The organism is Pseudolysinimonas sp., from assembly GCF_039912695.1.
Lineage (GTDB): Bacteria > Actinomycetota > Actinomycetes > Actinomycetales > Microbacteriaceae > Pseudolysinimonas_A.
In genome coordinates this window covers 1-13009 of sequence record NZ_JBDSPJ010000011.1, presented here as the reverse complement: position 1 = coordinate 13009, position 13009 = coordinate 1, and the positions used below count along the sequence as shown (strand labels likewise).

The following is a 13009-nucleotide window of genomic DNA, read 5'->3' as shown; positions in this document are numbered from 1 at the left end:
GGTCGGGCAAAGGTGCGTTCGCGGGCATCACGAACTTTCCCGTGATCCTCGGCAACGACTTCAGCGGGATCGTCGAAGAGGCCCCCTACGAAGCGCACCCCCTTCAGCCGGGTACCGAGGTCTACGGCATGGGCATCGTGCCCCGGATGTCGGGCGCCTACGCGGAATACCTCACGGTCAATTCGCTCAGCGTCATTCGAAAGCCGTCAAACCTGTCGCACGTCGAAGCGGCCGGAGTTCCCGTTGCCGCGCTGACAGCCTGGGGAATGGTCGTCGAGACAGCGAAAGCTCACGAGGGACAGCGGATCCTCATCCATGCCGGCGCTGGCGGTGTCGGCCATTTCGCGGTGCAGTTCGCCGCCTACTTCGGCGCCCACGTCATCGCGACGGGGTCAACGCGCAACGCGGGATGGATTCGCGAGCTCGGGGCCGCCCAGGTGATCGACTACAGCGCGGTGCGCTTCGAGGAAGTCCTCGACCCGGTGGATGCCGTCATCGACCTGATCGGCAACGTGCACGATGACACGGCCTCCCGGTCGTTGCGAGTGCTGAGGGCGGGCGGCATCATCGTCAACGGTCCCACCGGATCTTGGCCAACGATGGCCGAAGAAGCCGCGACCGCAGGGGTCCGAGCGACGGGCTACCGGGTCTCCCCCGACGGTTCGACGCTGGCGATCATCTCGCGCCTTCTCGAGTCGGGCGACGTGAAAGTGTTCGTCGACCAGGTCTTCGATCTTGAGGATGCCGCCGACGCGCACCGCGCCATCGAAGGCGGTCACACCCGCGGCAAGCTCGTGCTCAAAGTCGCCGAAGGCTAAAGAGTCGACGGCTCCTCGACCCGTCGGCTGCGGGTCAGCAGTCGCGCGAGTTGGATCGTCGGCCGTTCGATGAATCGGTAGGACAACTCGGTGGCTGTCGCGACGGCGAGTACCGCGATCACAAGGGAGGGTGCGTAGGGGAAACGCGCGTACTCGACGAGCGCCGTCAGGATCGGGTAGCCCACCGGGACGTGGAGAAGATACAAGCTGTAGCTGCGTCGCGCCGTCACCGCCATCACGCGGGGGGCTCGCAGCCGGCCTTCGAGCAATACCGCTGCGAGAAAGATGCCGAACCCGACCACGGTGTTCGCCAGAAACGAATGTGCGGGGTCTCGGAACAGTGGGCTGGTGCGGTCGACGCCGAAGAGGAGGACGAGCCAGGCACCCACGCCGTAGAGCGCGGCGAGCCAGACCGGCGCGAGGCGACGGTACGCGAGATAAGTGGCCTGCCCAATGACCAGGACGGGAACGAGCGCGACGTAGGCGGCCGCCCGGATCCCCACCTCGCCAAGCCACGGCGAGGCAGCGACGAAGATCGCCGACCCGATGAGCAGCGCCGGTGGCACGAGCCAGGCCATGCGACGCAGAAGGGCATGGAGCACGAACATCCCCAGGTAGAAGGCCATCTCGATCACGAGAGTCCATCCCACCGCGACCATGACGGGCTGCAACGGAAGGAGGAAGTTGGCTAGCGACATGTTCGCGAGCACGTCCCCCGGCGTCAGCGGTCCTTCCAACCCCGGGATGGCAACACCCGCCATCGCCAACACCAGGACGACGAGCACGGTGAAGATTAGGGGAGGGTAGACGCGGAGCAACCGGCGCACGAGGTACGTACCGGGCCGTTCGTCGCGGGCGGCGTGCGTGACCACAAATCCGCTCACGAAGAAGAAGAGAGCAACGCCGAGCCAGCCGAGGTTGATCTCGATGTGGAGCGGAACTATCACGACGGCGTCGACGAAGCTATCGATCGGCCAGGAGCGGCCGTGCGCGTCAAGGAAGTTGCCCACCAGGTGGGAATACACCACGAGCAGGGCCCCGATCGCTCGCAGCACATCGACGAGGGGGAAGAACAGGCGACCCGCTGACGCGATGTTATCCGGCATAGCTGGATTCTGGCGCAGAAATCCCGCGCTCCATCACGAAGTCCTCTTCCCAACGCTCGCCGACCAGGAAGCGCTTACGACCGACCTTGGCGAATCCCGACTTCTCGTAGAACGCCTGCGCCCGCTCGTTCTCTTCGTTCACCCCGAGCCAGATACCCGCGGCCCCGCGAGCTCGCGCGGCGTCGAGAGTGGCGCTCATCAGCAAACTCGCGATGCCGGCCCCGTGGTGACCGGGCATGACGTAGCACTTGCTCAGCTCCGCGCTCGGGCGCAGCGTGATCGCCGCCACGACATCCGGATCCTGGGGCTCACCGACGACCAGCATCGTGTAGCCGACGGCCTCGCCCCCGACTTCGGCGAGGAACAGTTCGCGGGCCGGGTCGGCGAGGTAGTCGTCGAAGTTGTTCGGCATAAGGTTGGCGGCGATGAAGGATGCCTTGGCCTCGTCGGTCGTATGCGGCGGGCAGGCGAGGGGGAAAGTCGCGGCCGCAACGACAGCGAGCGCCGCGGAATCCGCGGCGCTCGCCTGTCTAATGCTGACGTTCAGTGAAGGACTCGCGGCCCAACGGGCCGGTTAAAGAACACTGACGTCGAGCGGGACACCGGGGCCGAACGTCGTCGACACCGAGCCCTTCTGGATGTAGCGACCCTTCGAGGAACCGGGCTTGGCGCGGTTGATCTCATCGAGTGCGGCTCGCAGGTTCTCGCCGAGCTGGTCGGACGAGAAGCCGGCTTTGCCGATCACGAAGTGCACGTTGGAGTGCTTGTCAACGCGGAACTCGATCTTGCCGCCCTTGATCTCCTCGACCGCCTTCGCGGGGTTCGGGGTCACGGTGCCGGTCTTCGGGTTGGGCATGAGACCACGCGGGCCGAGCACCTTTCCGAGACGACCGACCTGGCCCATGAGCTCAGGGGTCGAGACTGCCGAGTCGAACGCCGTGTAGCCAGCAGCGACCTTCTCGATCAACTCGAGGCCACCGACCTCGTCGGCGCCTGCGGCGAGCGCGGCTTCAGCAGCCGGACCCGTCGCGAAGACGATGACGCGGGCGACCTTGCCGGTGCCGTGCGGAAGGATGACGGTGCCACGAACCATCTGGTCGGCCTTGCGCGGGTCGACCCCGAGCTTGAGCGCGACCTCGACGGTCGAGTCCATCTTCTTCGACCCGGTCGTGCGAACAACCTCGACGGCCTCGGTCGGTGCGTAGAACTTGCCGTCTTCGATCTTCGAGGCGGCGTCGCGATATGCCTTTGATTTGGGTGCCATGATTATGCCTCCACCGTGATCCCCATCGACCGGGCGGTGCCGGCGATGATCTTCATGGCGGCTTCAACGTCATTGGCGTTGAGGTCGACCTTCTTCTGCTCAGCGATCGCGCGAACCTGCGCCTGAGTGAGCTTGGCGACCTTGACCGTGTGCGGAGTCGGTGACCCCTTCTGCACTCCGGCGGCCTTCTTGATGAGTTCAGCGGCCGGCGGGGTCTTCAGAATGAAGGTGAACGAGCGGTCTTCGTAGACCGTGATCTCGACCGGAATCACGTTGCCGCGCTCCGACTCGGTCGCCTCGTTGTAGGCCTTGCAGAACTCCATGATGTTCACGCCGTGCTGACCGAGCGCGGGCCCGATCGGCGGGGCGGGGTTGGCAGCGCCAGCCTTGATCTGGAGTTTGATCAGGCCGGTCACCTTCTTTGCCTTTGCCATGCTTCTTCCTTACTGTCGTGCGCCCGGATGGACGCGCTCCCGACATCCGGACGAATTTCCGGATGCGGTGGTCGTCGCCCGAAGGCAACCTTGTGAGCATACTCCTGCTCGGTTCAAGCCGCCATGGACCCACTTCGGTGCGGTCAGACCCCCAACGATCCGGGTCCTTCTGCACCTAGATGGAGCCAAGCGCCCCGGGACTAGAGCTTGGTCACCTGGTCAAACGACAGCTCGACCGGAGTCTCGCGCTCGAAGAGCGACACGAGCACGGTGAGCTTGCCGCTCTCCGGCTTGATCTCGCTGATCGTGCCGGGAAGGCCCGCGAACGAACCTTCCTTGATGGTGATCGTCTCGCCGACCTCGAAGTCGATTTCGGCGGGGATGACGCGAGCGGATGCGCCCTTGCCCGAACCCTTGCCGCCGACGCCGCCCTTGACGGGTGCCTCCACGATCTGCACGAGGCTCTTCAACATGTTGAAGGCCTCTTCGAAGCGCAGCGGGGTCGGGTTGTGGGAGTTGCCCACGAATCCGGTGACGCCCGGGGTGTGGCGAACGACGGACCAGCTGTCTTCGTTGAGATCCATGCGCACCAGCACGTAGCCGGGGATGCGCACGCGGTTGACCAGCTTGCGCTGGCCGTTCTTGATCTCGACGACGTCTTCCATCGGAACCTGCACCTCGAAGACGAAATCTTCCATCGCCATCGACAGGCGGCGCGATTCGATGTTCTGCTTGACGCGCTTTTCAAAGCCGGCGTACGAGTGGATGACGTACCACTTGCCGAGCTTCGCGCGCAGTTCGCCGCGGAACTCCTGGTACGGATCGACGGCTGCCTCTTCTTCGGCGTCGACCTCCTCCTCGTCGGAGGTGGCGGCGACGGCCGCGTCCGCCTCCTGCACGGAATCGATGTCGAGGGCGTCGTCAACAACGGCGTCGGCCTCGGGGTCGGACGCCGCGTCGAGGGCGTCGAGCAGCTGCACGAGTCCAGCCTCGACGTCGTTGGGGTCGTCACTCTCATCGTCGGCGATCAGGTGGATGGCCGAGTGCTCGGCGGAGTCGACGGCGTCCATGTCGTGCTCGAGGACGTTGCCCTCCTGAGCCTCGTCCTCTTCGGAGGACTGCTCGGCGGCCGTCGCGAGGTCGAGGTCGCGGCGCTCTTGTTCAGTCACGTCTGTTGTTCCTTTAAGTGTTGCGAGTTGAAGTGCGGCTCATTGCCAGTGCGGCTCATTGCCAGTGTCCGAAGACGTGCTAGTGCCCGAAGACCCATTTGACCGCGAGGCTGAAAACGAGGTCGAGACCGTAGACGATCGCCATCATGATGACGACGAACACGATCACGACACCGGTGAAGCCAAGGAGTTCACGCCGAGTTGGGCGAACCACCTTCGAGAGCTCGGTGAGTACCTGCCGAATGAACAGCGCGATGCGCGCAAAGGGTCCGCGCCGTTCGGCGCGATCCCGCTTGGCGTTCGCGACGAGGTCTTCACTCGGCTCGTCGATCACCTTGCGTGCCACGGCATCCAACCTTTCGTCGATCCGCGAAAATTTTCTCGCGGCTCTGTTCAGCTAACGCTGTCGCAGGGCGGACAGGACTTGAACCTGCAACCTGCGGTTTTGGAGACCGCTGCTCTACCAATTGAGCCACCGCCCTCGGTGCCTCCGTCGCTGCCCGCCGCGGCGCGGTAGCGCTGTGCGGGCACGACGAAGCATTGGCCGATTCGACCAACTCGATCAGTGTACGTCATCGCAAATCAGTCGGGGAATCAGGGCAACAGCTCGCGGCGGGAGCCCCGCGTGCCGCCTCCTAAGCTGGGGATCGTGGCACGGATTTCGAAGCGCGTGGCAGCGATCGCCGAATCGGCGACGTTGAAGGTGGATGCCAAGGCGAAAGCCCTCAAGGCGGCCGGGCGCCCGGTCGTCAGTTTCGCTGCGGGGGAACCGGACTTTCCGACGCCCGCGCACATCGTCGAGGCGGCCGTCGAAGCCGCCCGTGACCCGAAGAACCACAAATACACGCCTGCGGCCGGGTTGCCCGAGTTCCGCGAGGCGATTGCCGCGAAAACGCTGCGTGACTCGGGGCTCGAGGTGTCGCCGTCGCAGGTGATTGTGACCAACGGTGGCAAGCAGGCGGTCTACCAAGCGTTCGCGACGCTGCTCGATCCGGGCGACGAGGTCATCGTGCCGACGCCCTATTGGACGACCTATCCCGAAGCGATCAAACTCGCGGGCGGAGTTCAGGTCGACGTCTTCGCCGGCGCTGACCAGGGCTACCTGGTGACGGTCGAACAGCTCGAGGCGGCGCGCACCCCGCGCTCGAAGGTGTTGCTCTTCGTTTCGCCCTCCAACCCGACCGGTGCCGTCTACTCGCCCGAGCAGGTCGCCGCAATCGGAGCCTGGGCGCACGAGCACGGCCTCTGGGTCATCAGCGACGAGATCTATCAGAACCTGGTCTACGACGGGATGAAGGCTGTCTCGATCGTCGAAGCCGTTCCCGAGCTCGCCGACCGCACGATTTTGGTGAACGGGGTCGCGAAGACCTACGCGATGACCGGATGGCGGGTGGGCTGGATGGTGGGTCCGGCCGATGCGATTGCCGCCGCCGCGAACCTCCAGTCACATTTGTCGAGCAACGTCTCGAACGTTTCGCAGCGCGCTGCGCTCGAGGCGCTTACCGGCTCCCAAGAAAGCGTCGGCGTGATGCGCGACGCTTTCGACCGTCGCCGGCGTGCGATCGTCGCGGGTCTCAACGCCATCCCCGGGGTTGTCACACCGATGCCGGCCGGCGCGTTCTACGTCTACCCGGACGTGACCGGTCTGCTCAACCGCGAATGGGGCGGGGTGACGCCAACCACGTCGCTGCAACTCGCCGACCTGATCCTCGACCAAGCCGAGGTTGCCGCCGTGCCGGGCGAAGCGTTCGGACCGAGTGGATATCTCCGCTTTAGTTACGCGCTGGGTGACGACGACATCGCCGAGGGCATCTCGCGGCTGCAGCGGCTGTTTTCCTAGCCCGTTCCGCATCCACCGTTCGGTGGATGCCCGTCCCACCTTCCGGTCGTGGTGCGCGTCTGCCGCACCAGCCAGGCTGGGCACATGACCGATGAAGTGGTGCGGGTCGACGACCTGCGAAAAACGTACAAGGGCGGGGTGGAGGCGCTTCGCGGCGTCAGCTTCGAAATCGCACGCGGGGAGACCTTCGCGCTGCTTGGGCCGAATGGCGCGGGAAAGTCGACGACGATCGAGATCCTCGAGGGCTATCGCGACCGCACGTCGGGAACCGTCGAGGTGCTCGGCATCGACCCTCAGCACGGCAGTCTCGACTGGAAGGCGCGACTCGGCATCGTGCTGCAGTCGACGGGCGAGGCGCCGGCCGCGAGTGTGCACGAGCAGCTCAGCCACTTCGCGGGCTTCTACCCGAACCCCCGCGACGTCAACGAGGTGATCGCTGCCGTCGGGCTGACCGACAAGGCAAAAGCGAGCATCCGGAAGCTCTCCGGTGGGCAACGGCGACGAGTGGATGTCGCGCTCGGCATCGTCGGGCGTCCTGAGCTGCTCTTTTTGGACGAGCCGACCACGGGGTTTGACCCCGAGGCGCGGCGCTCGTTCTGGGATCTCATCCGCCGACTTCAAGACGAGGGAACGACGATCCTGCTGACCACGCACTACCTCGATGAGGCAGCCGAACTCGCCAGCCGTGCGGCGATCATCAACGACGGTGCAGTGGCGGCGATCGGCACGATCGACGAACTCGGCGGTGCTGACGCCCGGGTGCCGATCGTGCGCTGGCGCGAGGGCGACGTGGCGCACGAGGAGCGCACCGAAAATCCGGGGGCTCTGGTGACTCGGCTCTCGAAGAGCGGGGAACCGGACCGGCTCGAGATCATTCGACCGAGTCTCGAAGACATCTACCTCTCCTACGTCGGAACCGAGAAGCAGGAGGTGTCGGCATGATCGCGCACGGAATTCAGAGCACGCTGCGCAACGGACTCTCCCGTGCGGGCTACGAGATTCGCGGATACTTCCGCCAGGGCGACACGGTCTTCTTCACCTTCCTGTTCCCGCTGCTCATGCTGCTGATCTTCTCGGTCGCGTTCAGTTCGGCGACATTCGGCCCTCCCGGCGCCGAGCTCACCGCTGCTGAGTTCTATCTGCCCGGGATGCTCGCAGCCGGACTGCTGCTCTCGGGGCTGCAGAACATGTCGATCGACATCGCGATGGAGCGCAGCGACGGCACCCTCAAGCGCCTCGGGGGGACCCCGCTCTCCCCGGTGTCGTATTTCATCGGCAAGATCGGTCAAGTGCTGGTCACCGGCATCCTGCAGTCGACGCTGCTCATCCTGGTTGCGGTTGTCGTCTTCGGGGTTCACCTGCCGACCGATCCCGGCCGTTGGCTGACCTTCGCCTGGGTGTTCCTGCTCGGGGTGACGACCTGCGCGATCCTCGGGATCGGGCTCAGCGCCCTGCCCCGATCCGGACGGAGCGCGACGGCGGTTGTCATCCCGATCGTGCTCGTGCTGCAGTTCATCTCGGGCGTCTACATCAGCTTCGCCGGTCTCCCCGAATGGTTGCGCAACGTTGCGAGTGTCTTCCCGCTCAAGTGGCTGGCGCAGGGGATGCGCGCCGTGTTCCTGCCGTCCCAGTTCGAGGCGGTCGAGCCGTCGGGCTCGTGGGATCTGCCGCTGATCGCTCTGGTCTGCGGGCTGTGGCTCGTGGTCGGTTTGATCGTGGTTCGGATCTCGTTCCGGTGGATCCGCAAGGATGCTTGAGTGCAACACACTCCGGTGATGGCGTCGCGGTGGTGGACGATCGCGGTTCTCGTGGTCGTCGCCGGCTGCGGCGCCATCCTGGCCGTTTCTGAGAAGTCCCCAGCGCTCAGCGCACTCGGAGCTGGCGTGCTTGTCGCTGTGCTCATCGCCTACGTCGCGCTGGGCCGTCGGGCGCCCGAGGGCGGTCGGCGTGCGGCGGTGTTCATTGGAATCCTCGCACTCGCGACCTTCGGACTCGTGTCGGTATCCGCGCCACTCGCTGTCTTCCAGTCGCTCGCCATGCCCGCCGCCTGGGTGCTCGCGCACTCTCGGTCACGCGGCATCCTCTCGAGTCTCGCGATCGCCCTCGCGGCCGGAGGCGGCTTCTTCGTCTCCCTCGGCCCCTCGTGGGACACCCTCGCAAGCGCCGCGGTCACCTTCTTGTTCTCTCTCGGCGGCTCGATCGCGCTGGGGCTGTGGATCTGGCGCATCTCCGACTACGGCAACGAACGGGCGCGACTGCTCGAGGACCTGACCGCCGCGCAGGACGAGCTCGCCGCGGCTCATCGGGATGCCGGAGTCACCGGCGAGAGGGAACGGCTCGCCCGCGAACTTCACGACACGATCGCCCAATCCCTGGCCGGAGTCGTGCTGCTCACGCAACGGTCGCGTCGCGAACTCGCGGCCGGTGCCTTGCACGACGCGACTCTCGAACTCGTCGAGGAGTCGGCACGCGCCGCCCTCACCGAGACCCGCACCCTCGTCGCCGGAAGCGCGCCGGTCGAGCTGTCGGGCGGACTGGGTGATGCTCTCGCGATGCTCGTGGAGCGGTTCCGGCGGGAGACGTCGGTGGCTGTCGACCTTGAGGTTTCACTCGCGGCGCCGCTCGAACGGGATGCCGAAGTCGTCTTGCTGCGCTGCGCTCAGGAAGGTCTCGCGAACGTGCGCAAGCACGCCGGGGCGTCGACCGTTGCGGTCTCGCTGACCGAGGAGGACGGCGCGGCAGTTCTGCGTGTGCGCGACAACGGCCGTGGCCTCGACCCGGCCGCGGTACCCGACGGCTTCGGCCTGAGCGGCCTTCGCGCACGTCTCGCCCTCGCGGGCGGCACGCTCGACCTCGACGGCGGCCCGGGCGGCACCACCGTCACCGCCCGGCTGCCCCGCGTCACTCACGCCGGTGCCATTCACCCCGGTGCCGCATGATCCGCGTCGTGATCGTCGACGATCATCCGATCGTGCGGGCGGGACTCGTCGGACTCGTCGAGTCGGCCGACGACCTCGAAGTAGTCGGCACCGGAGCGACCGGGCTGGAGGCCGTGACCCTCGCCACCTCGCTGGCCCCCGACATTGTGTTGATGGATCTGCGGATGCCCGAGCTCGATGGCGACGAGGCGACCGCGCGCATTCTCGCCGCCGTCCCGGCGACGCGCGTTATCATCCTGACCACCTACGAAACCGACGACGCGATTCTGCCCGCGATCGGCGCAGGCGCGAGCGGCTACCTGCTCAAGGCCGCGCCCGAGGCAGAGTTGCTCGCCGGCATCCGAGCGGTCGCAGCCGGCGAGGTCGCTCTCGCCCCCTCGGTCTCCCGTGCCCTGGTGCGCCAGGCCGGCCGATCCATTCCCGCCGTCTCGCTCACCACGCGCGAACTCGACGTGCTGCGCCTCGTCGCGACGGGCCTGTCGAATCGCGAGATCGGCGAGCACTTGATCCTTGGCGAAGCCACCGTGAAGTCGCACCTGCTGCACGTGTTCACCAAACTCGAGGTGCGAGACCGAACCCGTGCTGTCACTCGCGCGATGGAGTTGCGCCTACTCTGAGCCCGTGGCGCTGCGCTTCGAAGAGCTCGACTGGCAAGAGACCCCGATGGGCGACCTGTTTTTGCGCCGCCGGGTGGAGCCCACTCTCGGGGTCGACGTTTACGAGGTGAAGCTCGGCGACGAGTACCTGATGTCGAGCCTGTTCACCGAAGCCGAAGAACAGCTCGCCCACCTCGGGTTGGCGGCCACGATCGGCAAGAACCTCGCGGTGTTGGTCGGCGGCCTCGGCCTGGGCTACACCGCTGTCGCAGCCCTCGAGCATCCCGAGGTGGGGTCACTCGTGGTGATCGACGCCCTGCCCGCCGTCATCGACTGGCATCAGCGCGGGTTATTGCCGGTCTCCGCCACCCTCACCGGCGACCCCCGCACGTCGCTCGAGCTCGACGACTTCTTCGCCGTGATGCGCAGCGAGCCTCACGGGTCGGGCTACGACGCGATCCTGCTGGATGTCGACCACTCGCCCCGACACCAACTGAGCGCCGCGCACGCCGACCTCTACACGCCCGACGGGCTGCGCCGGCTCGCTCGCCACCTCAGGCCCAGCGGCGTGTTCGCCCTCTGGTCAGACGACCCGCCCGACGACGACTTTCTCGCCGACCTTGATGCGGTGTTCGCGACCTCGGCGGCTCATGTCGTGTCGTTCGCCAACCCGCTGACCGGCGGCACCTCGACGAACACGGTGTACGTCGCGCGCTAGAGCTGAACGCCCACTCAGAGCTGCACGCCCACCAGCACCGGCTCGGGTTGCAGGTTGACGCCGAATTCCGACATCACGCGGGTCTGGATGTAGCCGGCCAGTTGGACGACATCCCGAGCGGTCGCCCCGCCCCGATTCACAATGGCAAGGGTGTGTTTGCTCGAGACCGCCGCGCGGGACCCGGGAATCGCGAACCCGCGGCTGATACCGGACTTCTCGATCAGCCACGCCGCACTGAGTTTCACCAGGTACTCACCGCGTGCGGCGCGCGTGATCGGCGGGATGTCTGCGCCGAGCGGAAGCACCCGATGCGCCTCTTCGGGCGCGGTCGGCCAGCGGGGCGCGTCGGCGGGCAGCCCGCGGGCAAACTGTTCGCTCACGACCGGGTTGGTGAAAAACGAGCCCGCGCTCGCCGAGTCGGGATCGGCTTCGTCCCACAGCATCCCTTTCGAGGCGCGCGTTTCGAGAACGGCGGCTCGCAGTTCGGCAACGGGGACGCGGTCGCCGATCCGCACGCCGAGAGTGGTGGCGAGTTGTGCGTAGGCGATCGGTTGGCTCAAGCCGGTGTCGTTCGCGAGAGCCAGTTCGAGGCCGACGACGAGACCCAGGCGCCCGTGCTTCAGGGCACTCGTGCGGTACCCGAGTCCGAGCTCGGCCGCGGGAACCCTGATCAGCGAATCGGTGTCAAAGTCAAGAAAGTCAATCGCGACCAGGCTCGAGGCGAGTTCCTGACCGTAGGCACCGATGTTCTGAACCGGCGCGGCACCTGACGACCCGGGGATGCCGCTGAGCGCCTCGATCCCCGACCAGCCCTGGGCGGCGGTGTGAGCGACAACCGCATCCCACGGCTCGCCGGCCTCGACCCGCAGCCGCACCGACCGGGGACTATCGGGCTGCGGCGTGAGTACCTCAATGCCGCGCGTGACAACCCGAACGACAGTGCCGTCGAACCCTTCGTCAGCGACAACCAGATTCGAGCCGCCGCCCAGCAGCAGCCAATCTTCGGGTTCGCTCCAGGTACGCAGCGTCGTCGCCACGAGTTCATCGCGAGTCGCCGGTTCAACCAGACGAGCGGCCGGGCCACCCACCCGCAGTGTCGTGAGTTGCGAAAAGTCGGTCATCGGCGGGCGGCCGTCACGCCTGCGGGGGCCGCACGCGCACCTGCGCCTTGCCGAGCACCGTCTGGTCGCTGGCCGTCACCGTCAGGTCGATGCGCACGACGTCGTCGTCGATCGCGCCGACCTTGGCAACGACCGACACGACAGTGCCGACCTCCGGATCAACGACGACCGGGCGGGTGAACCGCACCTGATAGTCGAGCACCCGGCCCGGATCTCCCAGCCACTCGATGACCGGCTGGATCGCGAGACCCATCGTGAGCATCCCGTGGGCGAGCACCCCGGGGAGCCCAACGCTGGCGGCAACGTCATCCCGGTAGTGGATCGGGTTGAAGTCACCCGACGCGCCCGCGTAGCGCACGAGCGAGTCGCGGGTGAGGGGGAAGGACTTTTCGGCGACCACAGCGCCGACCTCGAGCGCGCTCACTCGTCGGCCCGCACAACGAGAGTGGATGTCGCGGTCACGACGTTCGCGCCGGTCGGGTCGGTGATCGACGACTCTGCGGTCACCATGCTGTTTCCGCCAAGCGACTTCACGCTCGTGACGGTCATCGTTGCGGTCAACTCATCCCCGGCAACGATCGGGCGGCTGAACGCGAAGCGCTGGTCGCCGTGCACGACCCGGCTGAAGTCGACTCCCGCCTCGGGATCGTCGAGCAACTGGCGCAGGGTCGCCTCGGTGATCACGATGCCGAAGGTGGGCGGCGCGACCACATCGGCATAACCCGCAGCCCGAGCAGCCTCGACATCGAAGTGGGTCGGGTGCGTCGCGAACACGGCGCGGGCGAACTCGCGAATCTTCTCGCGACCGACCAGATAGGGCTCGGTCGACGGATAGCTGCGACCTTCGATCGCGGGGTTCACCGGCACGACTGAAGCCTACCGACCCCGTCAGCAACCCCAAATGTCGCGGCTTAAATGATCGAGACCCGGACGACTCAAGTCAGCCGGGGCCTCGAAGTGCTGTGGTGCGCTTGGTGAAAAGCGGTACTACTGGCAGCTCTCGC

The 13009-nt window shown here is 66.3% G+C and carries 16 protein-coding genes and 1 tRNA gene; 7 read left to right on the top strand and 10 right to left on the bottom strand.

The window, feature by feature from the left end:
* Positions 1 to 818, top strand: an 818-nt coding sequence (locus tag ABIR17_RS03280; protein WP_348002931.1) for an NADP-dependent oxidoreductase, incomplete at its 5' end; no start/stop codon positions are given.
* On the opposite strand, the gene ABIR17_RS03275 is transcribed toward ABIR17_RS03280, so the two are convergent.
* The 7 genes from ABIR17_RS03275 to ABIR17_RS03245 form a co-directional block, all read right to left on the bottom strand.
* Positions 815 to 1924 (bottom strand): acyltransferase, encoded by a 1110-nt coding sequence (locus ABIR17_RS03275; protein ID WP_348002930.1) that lies wholly within the window; start codon positions 1922 to 1924, stop codon positions 815 to 817. The two genes, ABIR17_RS03280 and ABIR17_RS03275, sit on opposite strands and share 4 nt — an antisense overlap.
* Positions 1914 to 2459, bottom strand: a complete 546-nt coding sequence (locus tag ABIR17_RS03270; protein ID WP_348002933.1) for a GNAT family N-acetyltransferase — start codon at positions 2457 to 2459, stop codon at positions 1914 to 1916. The genes ABIR17_RS03275 and ABIR17_RS03270 overlap by 11 nt, the downstream gene beginning before the upstream one ends.
* Positions 2460 to 2498: 39 nt before the next feature.
* Entirely contained in the window at positions 2499 to 3188 is a 690-nt protein-coding gene (gene rplA, locus ABIR17_RS03265; protein WP_348002929.1) for a 50S ribosomal protein L1, read from the bottom strand.
* A gap of 2 nt (positions 3189 to 3190) precedes the next feature.
* A complete protein-coding gene (rplK, locus tag ABIR17_RS03260; RefSeq protein WP_348002928.1) occupies positions 3191 to 3622 on the bottom strand; it encodes a 50S ribosomal protein L11 in 432 nt (143 codons plus the stop codon).
* Between the two features lie 200 nt (positions 3623 to 3822).
* Positions 3823 to 4791: a transcription termination/antitermination protein NusG gene (nusG, locus tag ABIR17_RS03255; protein WP_348002927.1), complete on the bottom strand. Its 969-nt coding sequence runs from the start codon at positions 4789 to 4791 to the stop codon at positions 3823 to 3825.
* Positions 4792 to 4870: 79 nt separating this feature from the next.
* Entirely contained in the window at positions 4871 to 5137 is a 267-nt protein-coding gene (gene secE, locus ABIR17_RS03250) for a preprotein translocase subunit SecE (protein ID WP_348002926.1), read from the bottom strand.
* 63 nt (positions 5138 to 5200) lie between these two features.
* A tRNA-Trp gene (locus ABIR17_RS03245) sits at positions 5201 to 5273 on the bottom strand.
* 158 nt (positions 5274 to 5431) lie between these two features.
* On the opposite strand from ABIR17_RS03245, the gene ABIR17_RS03240 reads away from it, so the two are divergent.
* From ABIR17_RS03240 to ABIR17_RS03215, 6 genes are all read left to right on the top strand, one after another.
* The gene (locus tag ABIR17_RS03240; RefSeq protein ID WP_348002932.1) at positions 5432 to 6631 is read left to right on the top strand and encodes a pyridoxal phosphate-dependent aminotransferase; all 1200 of its coding nucleotides are present in this window, start codon (positions 5432 to 5434) and stop codon (positions 6629 to 6631) included.
* Positions 6632 to 6715: 84 nt separating this feature from the next.
* Entirely contained in the window at positions 6716 to 7573 is an 858-nt protein-coding gene (locus ABIR17_RS03235) for an ABC transporter ATP-binding protein (RefSeq protein ID WP_348002925.1), read from the top strand.
* On the top strand, positions 7570 to 8388 hold the full coding sequence (locus tag ABIR17_RS03230; RefSeq protein WP_348002924.1) for an ABC transporter permease: 819 nt from the start codon (positions 7570 to 7572) through the stop codon (positions 8386 to 8388). The genes ABIR17_RS03235 and ABIR17_RS03230 overlap by 4 nt, the downstream gene beginning before the upstream one ends.
* The gene (locus ABIR17_RS03225; protein ID WP_348002923.1) at positions 8389 to 9570 is read left to right on the top strand and encodes a sensor histidine kinase; all 1182 of its coding nucleotides are present in this window, start codon (positions 8389 to 8391) and stop codon (positions 9568 to 9570) included.
* Complete coding sequence (locus tag ABIR17_RS03220) at positions 9567 to 10187, top strand: response regulator transcription factor (protein WP_348002922.1); 621 nt, start codon at positions 9567 to 9569, stop codon at positions 10185 to 10187. Before ABIR17_RS03225 ends, ABIR17_RS03220 begins: the two co-directional genes overlap by 4 nt.
* Positions 10188 to 10191: 4 nt before the next feature.
* A complete protein-coding gene (locus tag ABIR17_RS03215) occupies positions 10192 to 10884 on the top strand; it encodes a spermidine synthase (RefSeq protein ID WP_348002921.1) in 693 nt (230 codons plus the stop codon).
* Between the two features lie 14 nt (positions 10885 to 10898).
* Here the strand turns inward: ABIR17_RS03215 and ABIR17_RS03210 are convergent, their stop codons facing one another.
* The 3 genes from ABIR17_RS03210 to ABIR17_RS03200 are packed head-to-tail and all read right to left on the bottom strand — an operon-like array spanning position 10899 to position 12872.
* Positions 10899 to 12005, bottom strand: a complete 1107-nt coding sequence (locus ABIR17_RS03210; RefSeq protein WP_348002920.1) for a UDP-N-acetylmuramate dehydrogenase — start codon at positions 12003 to 12005, stop codon at positions 10899 to 10901.
* Between the two features lie 13 nt (positions 12006 to 12018).
* Positions 12019 to 12429, bottom strand: coding sequence for a MaoC family dehydratase (locus tag ABIR17_RS03205; RefSeq protein WP_348002919.1), 411 nt, complete (start codon positions 12427 to 12429; stop codon positions 12019 to 12021).
* Complete coding sequence (locus ABIR17_RS03200; protein WP_348002918.1) at positions 12426 to 12872, bottom strand: MaoC family dehydratase N-terminal domain-containing protein; 447 nt, start codon at positions 12870 to 12872, stop codon at positions 12426 to 12428. The genes ABIR17_RS03205 and ABIR17_RS03200 overlap by 4 nt, the downstream gene beginning before the upstream one ends.
* Positions 12873 to 13009: the final 137 nt, after the last annotated feature.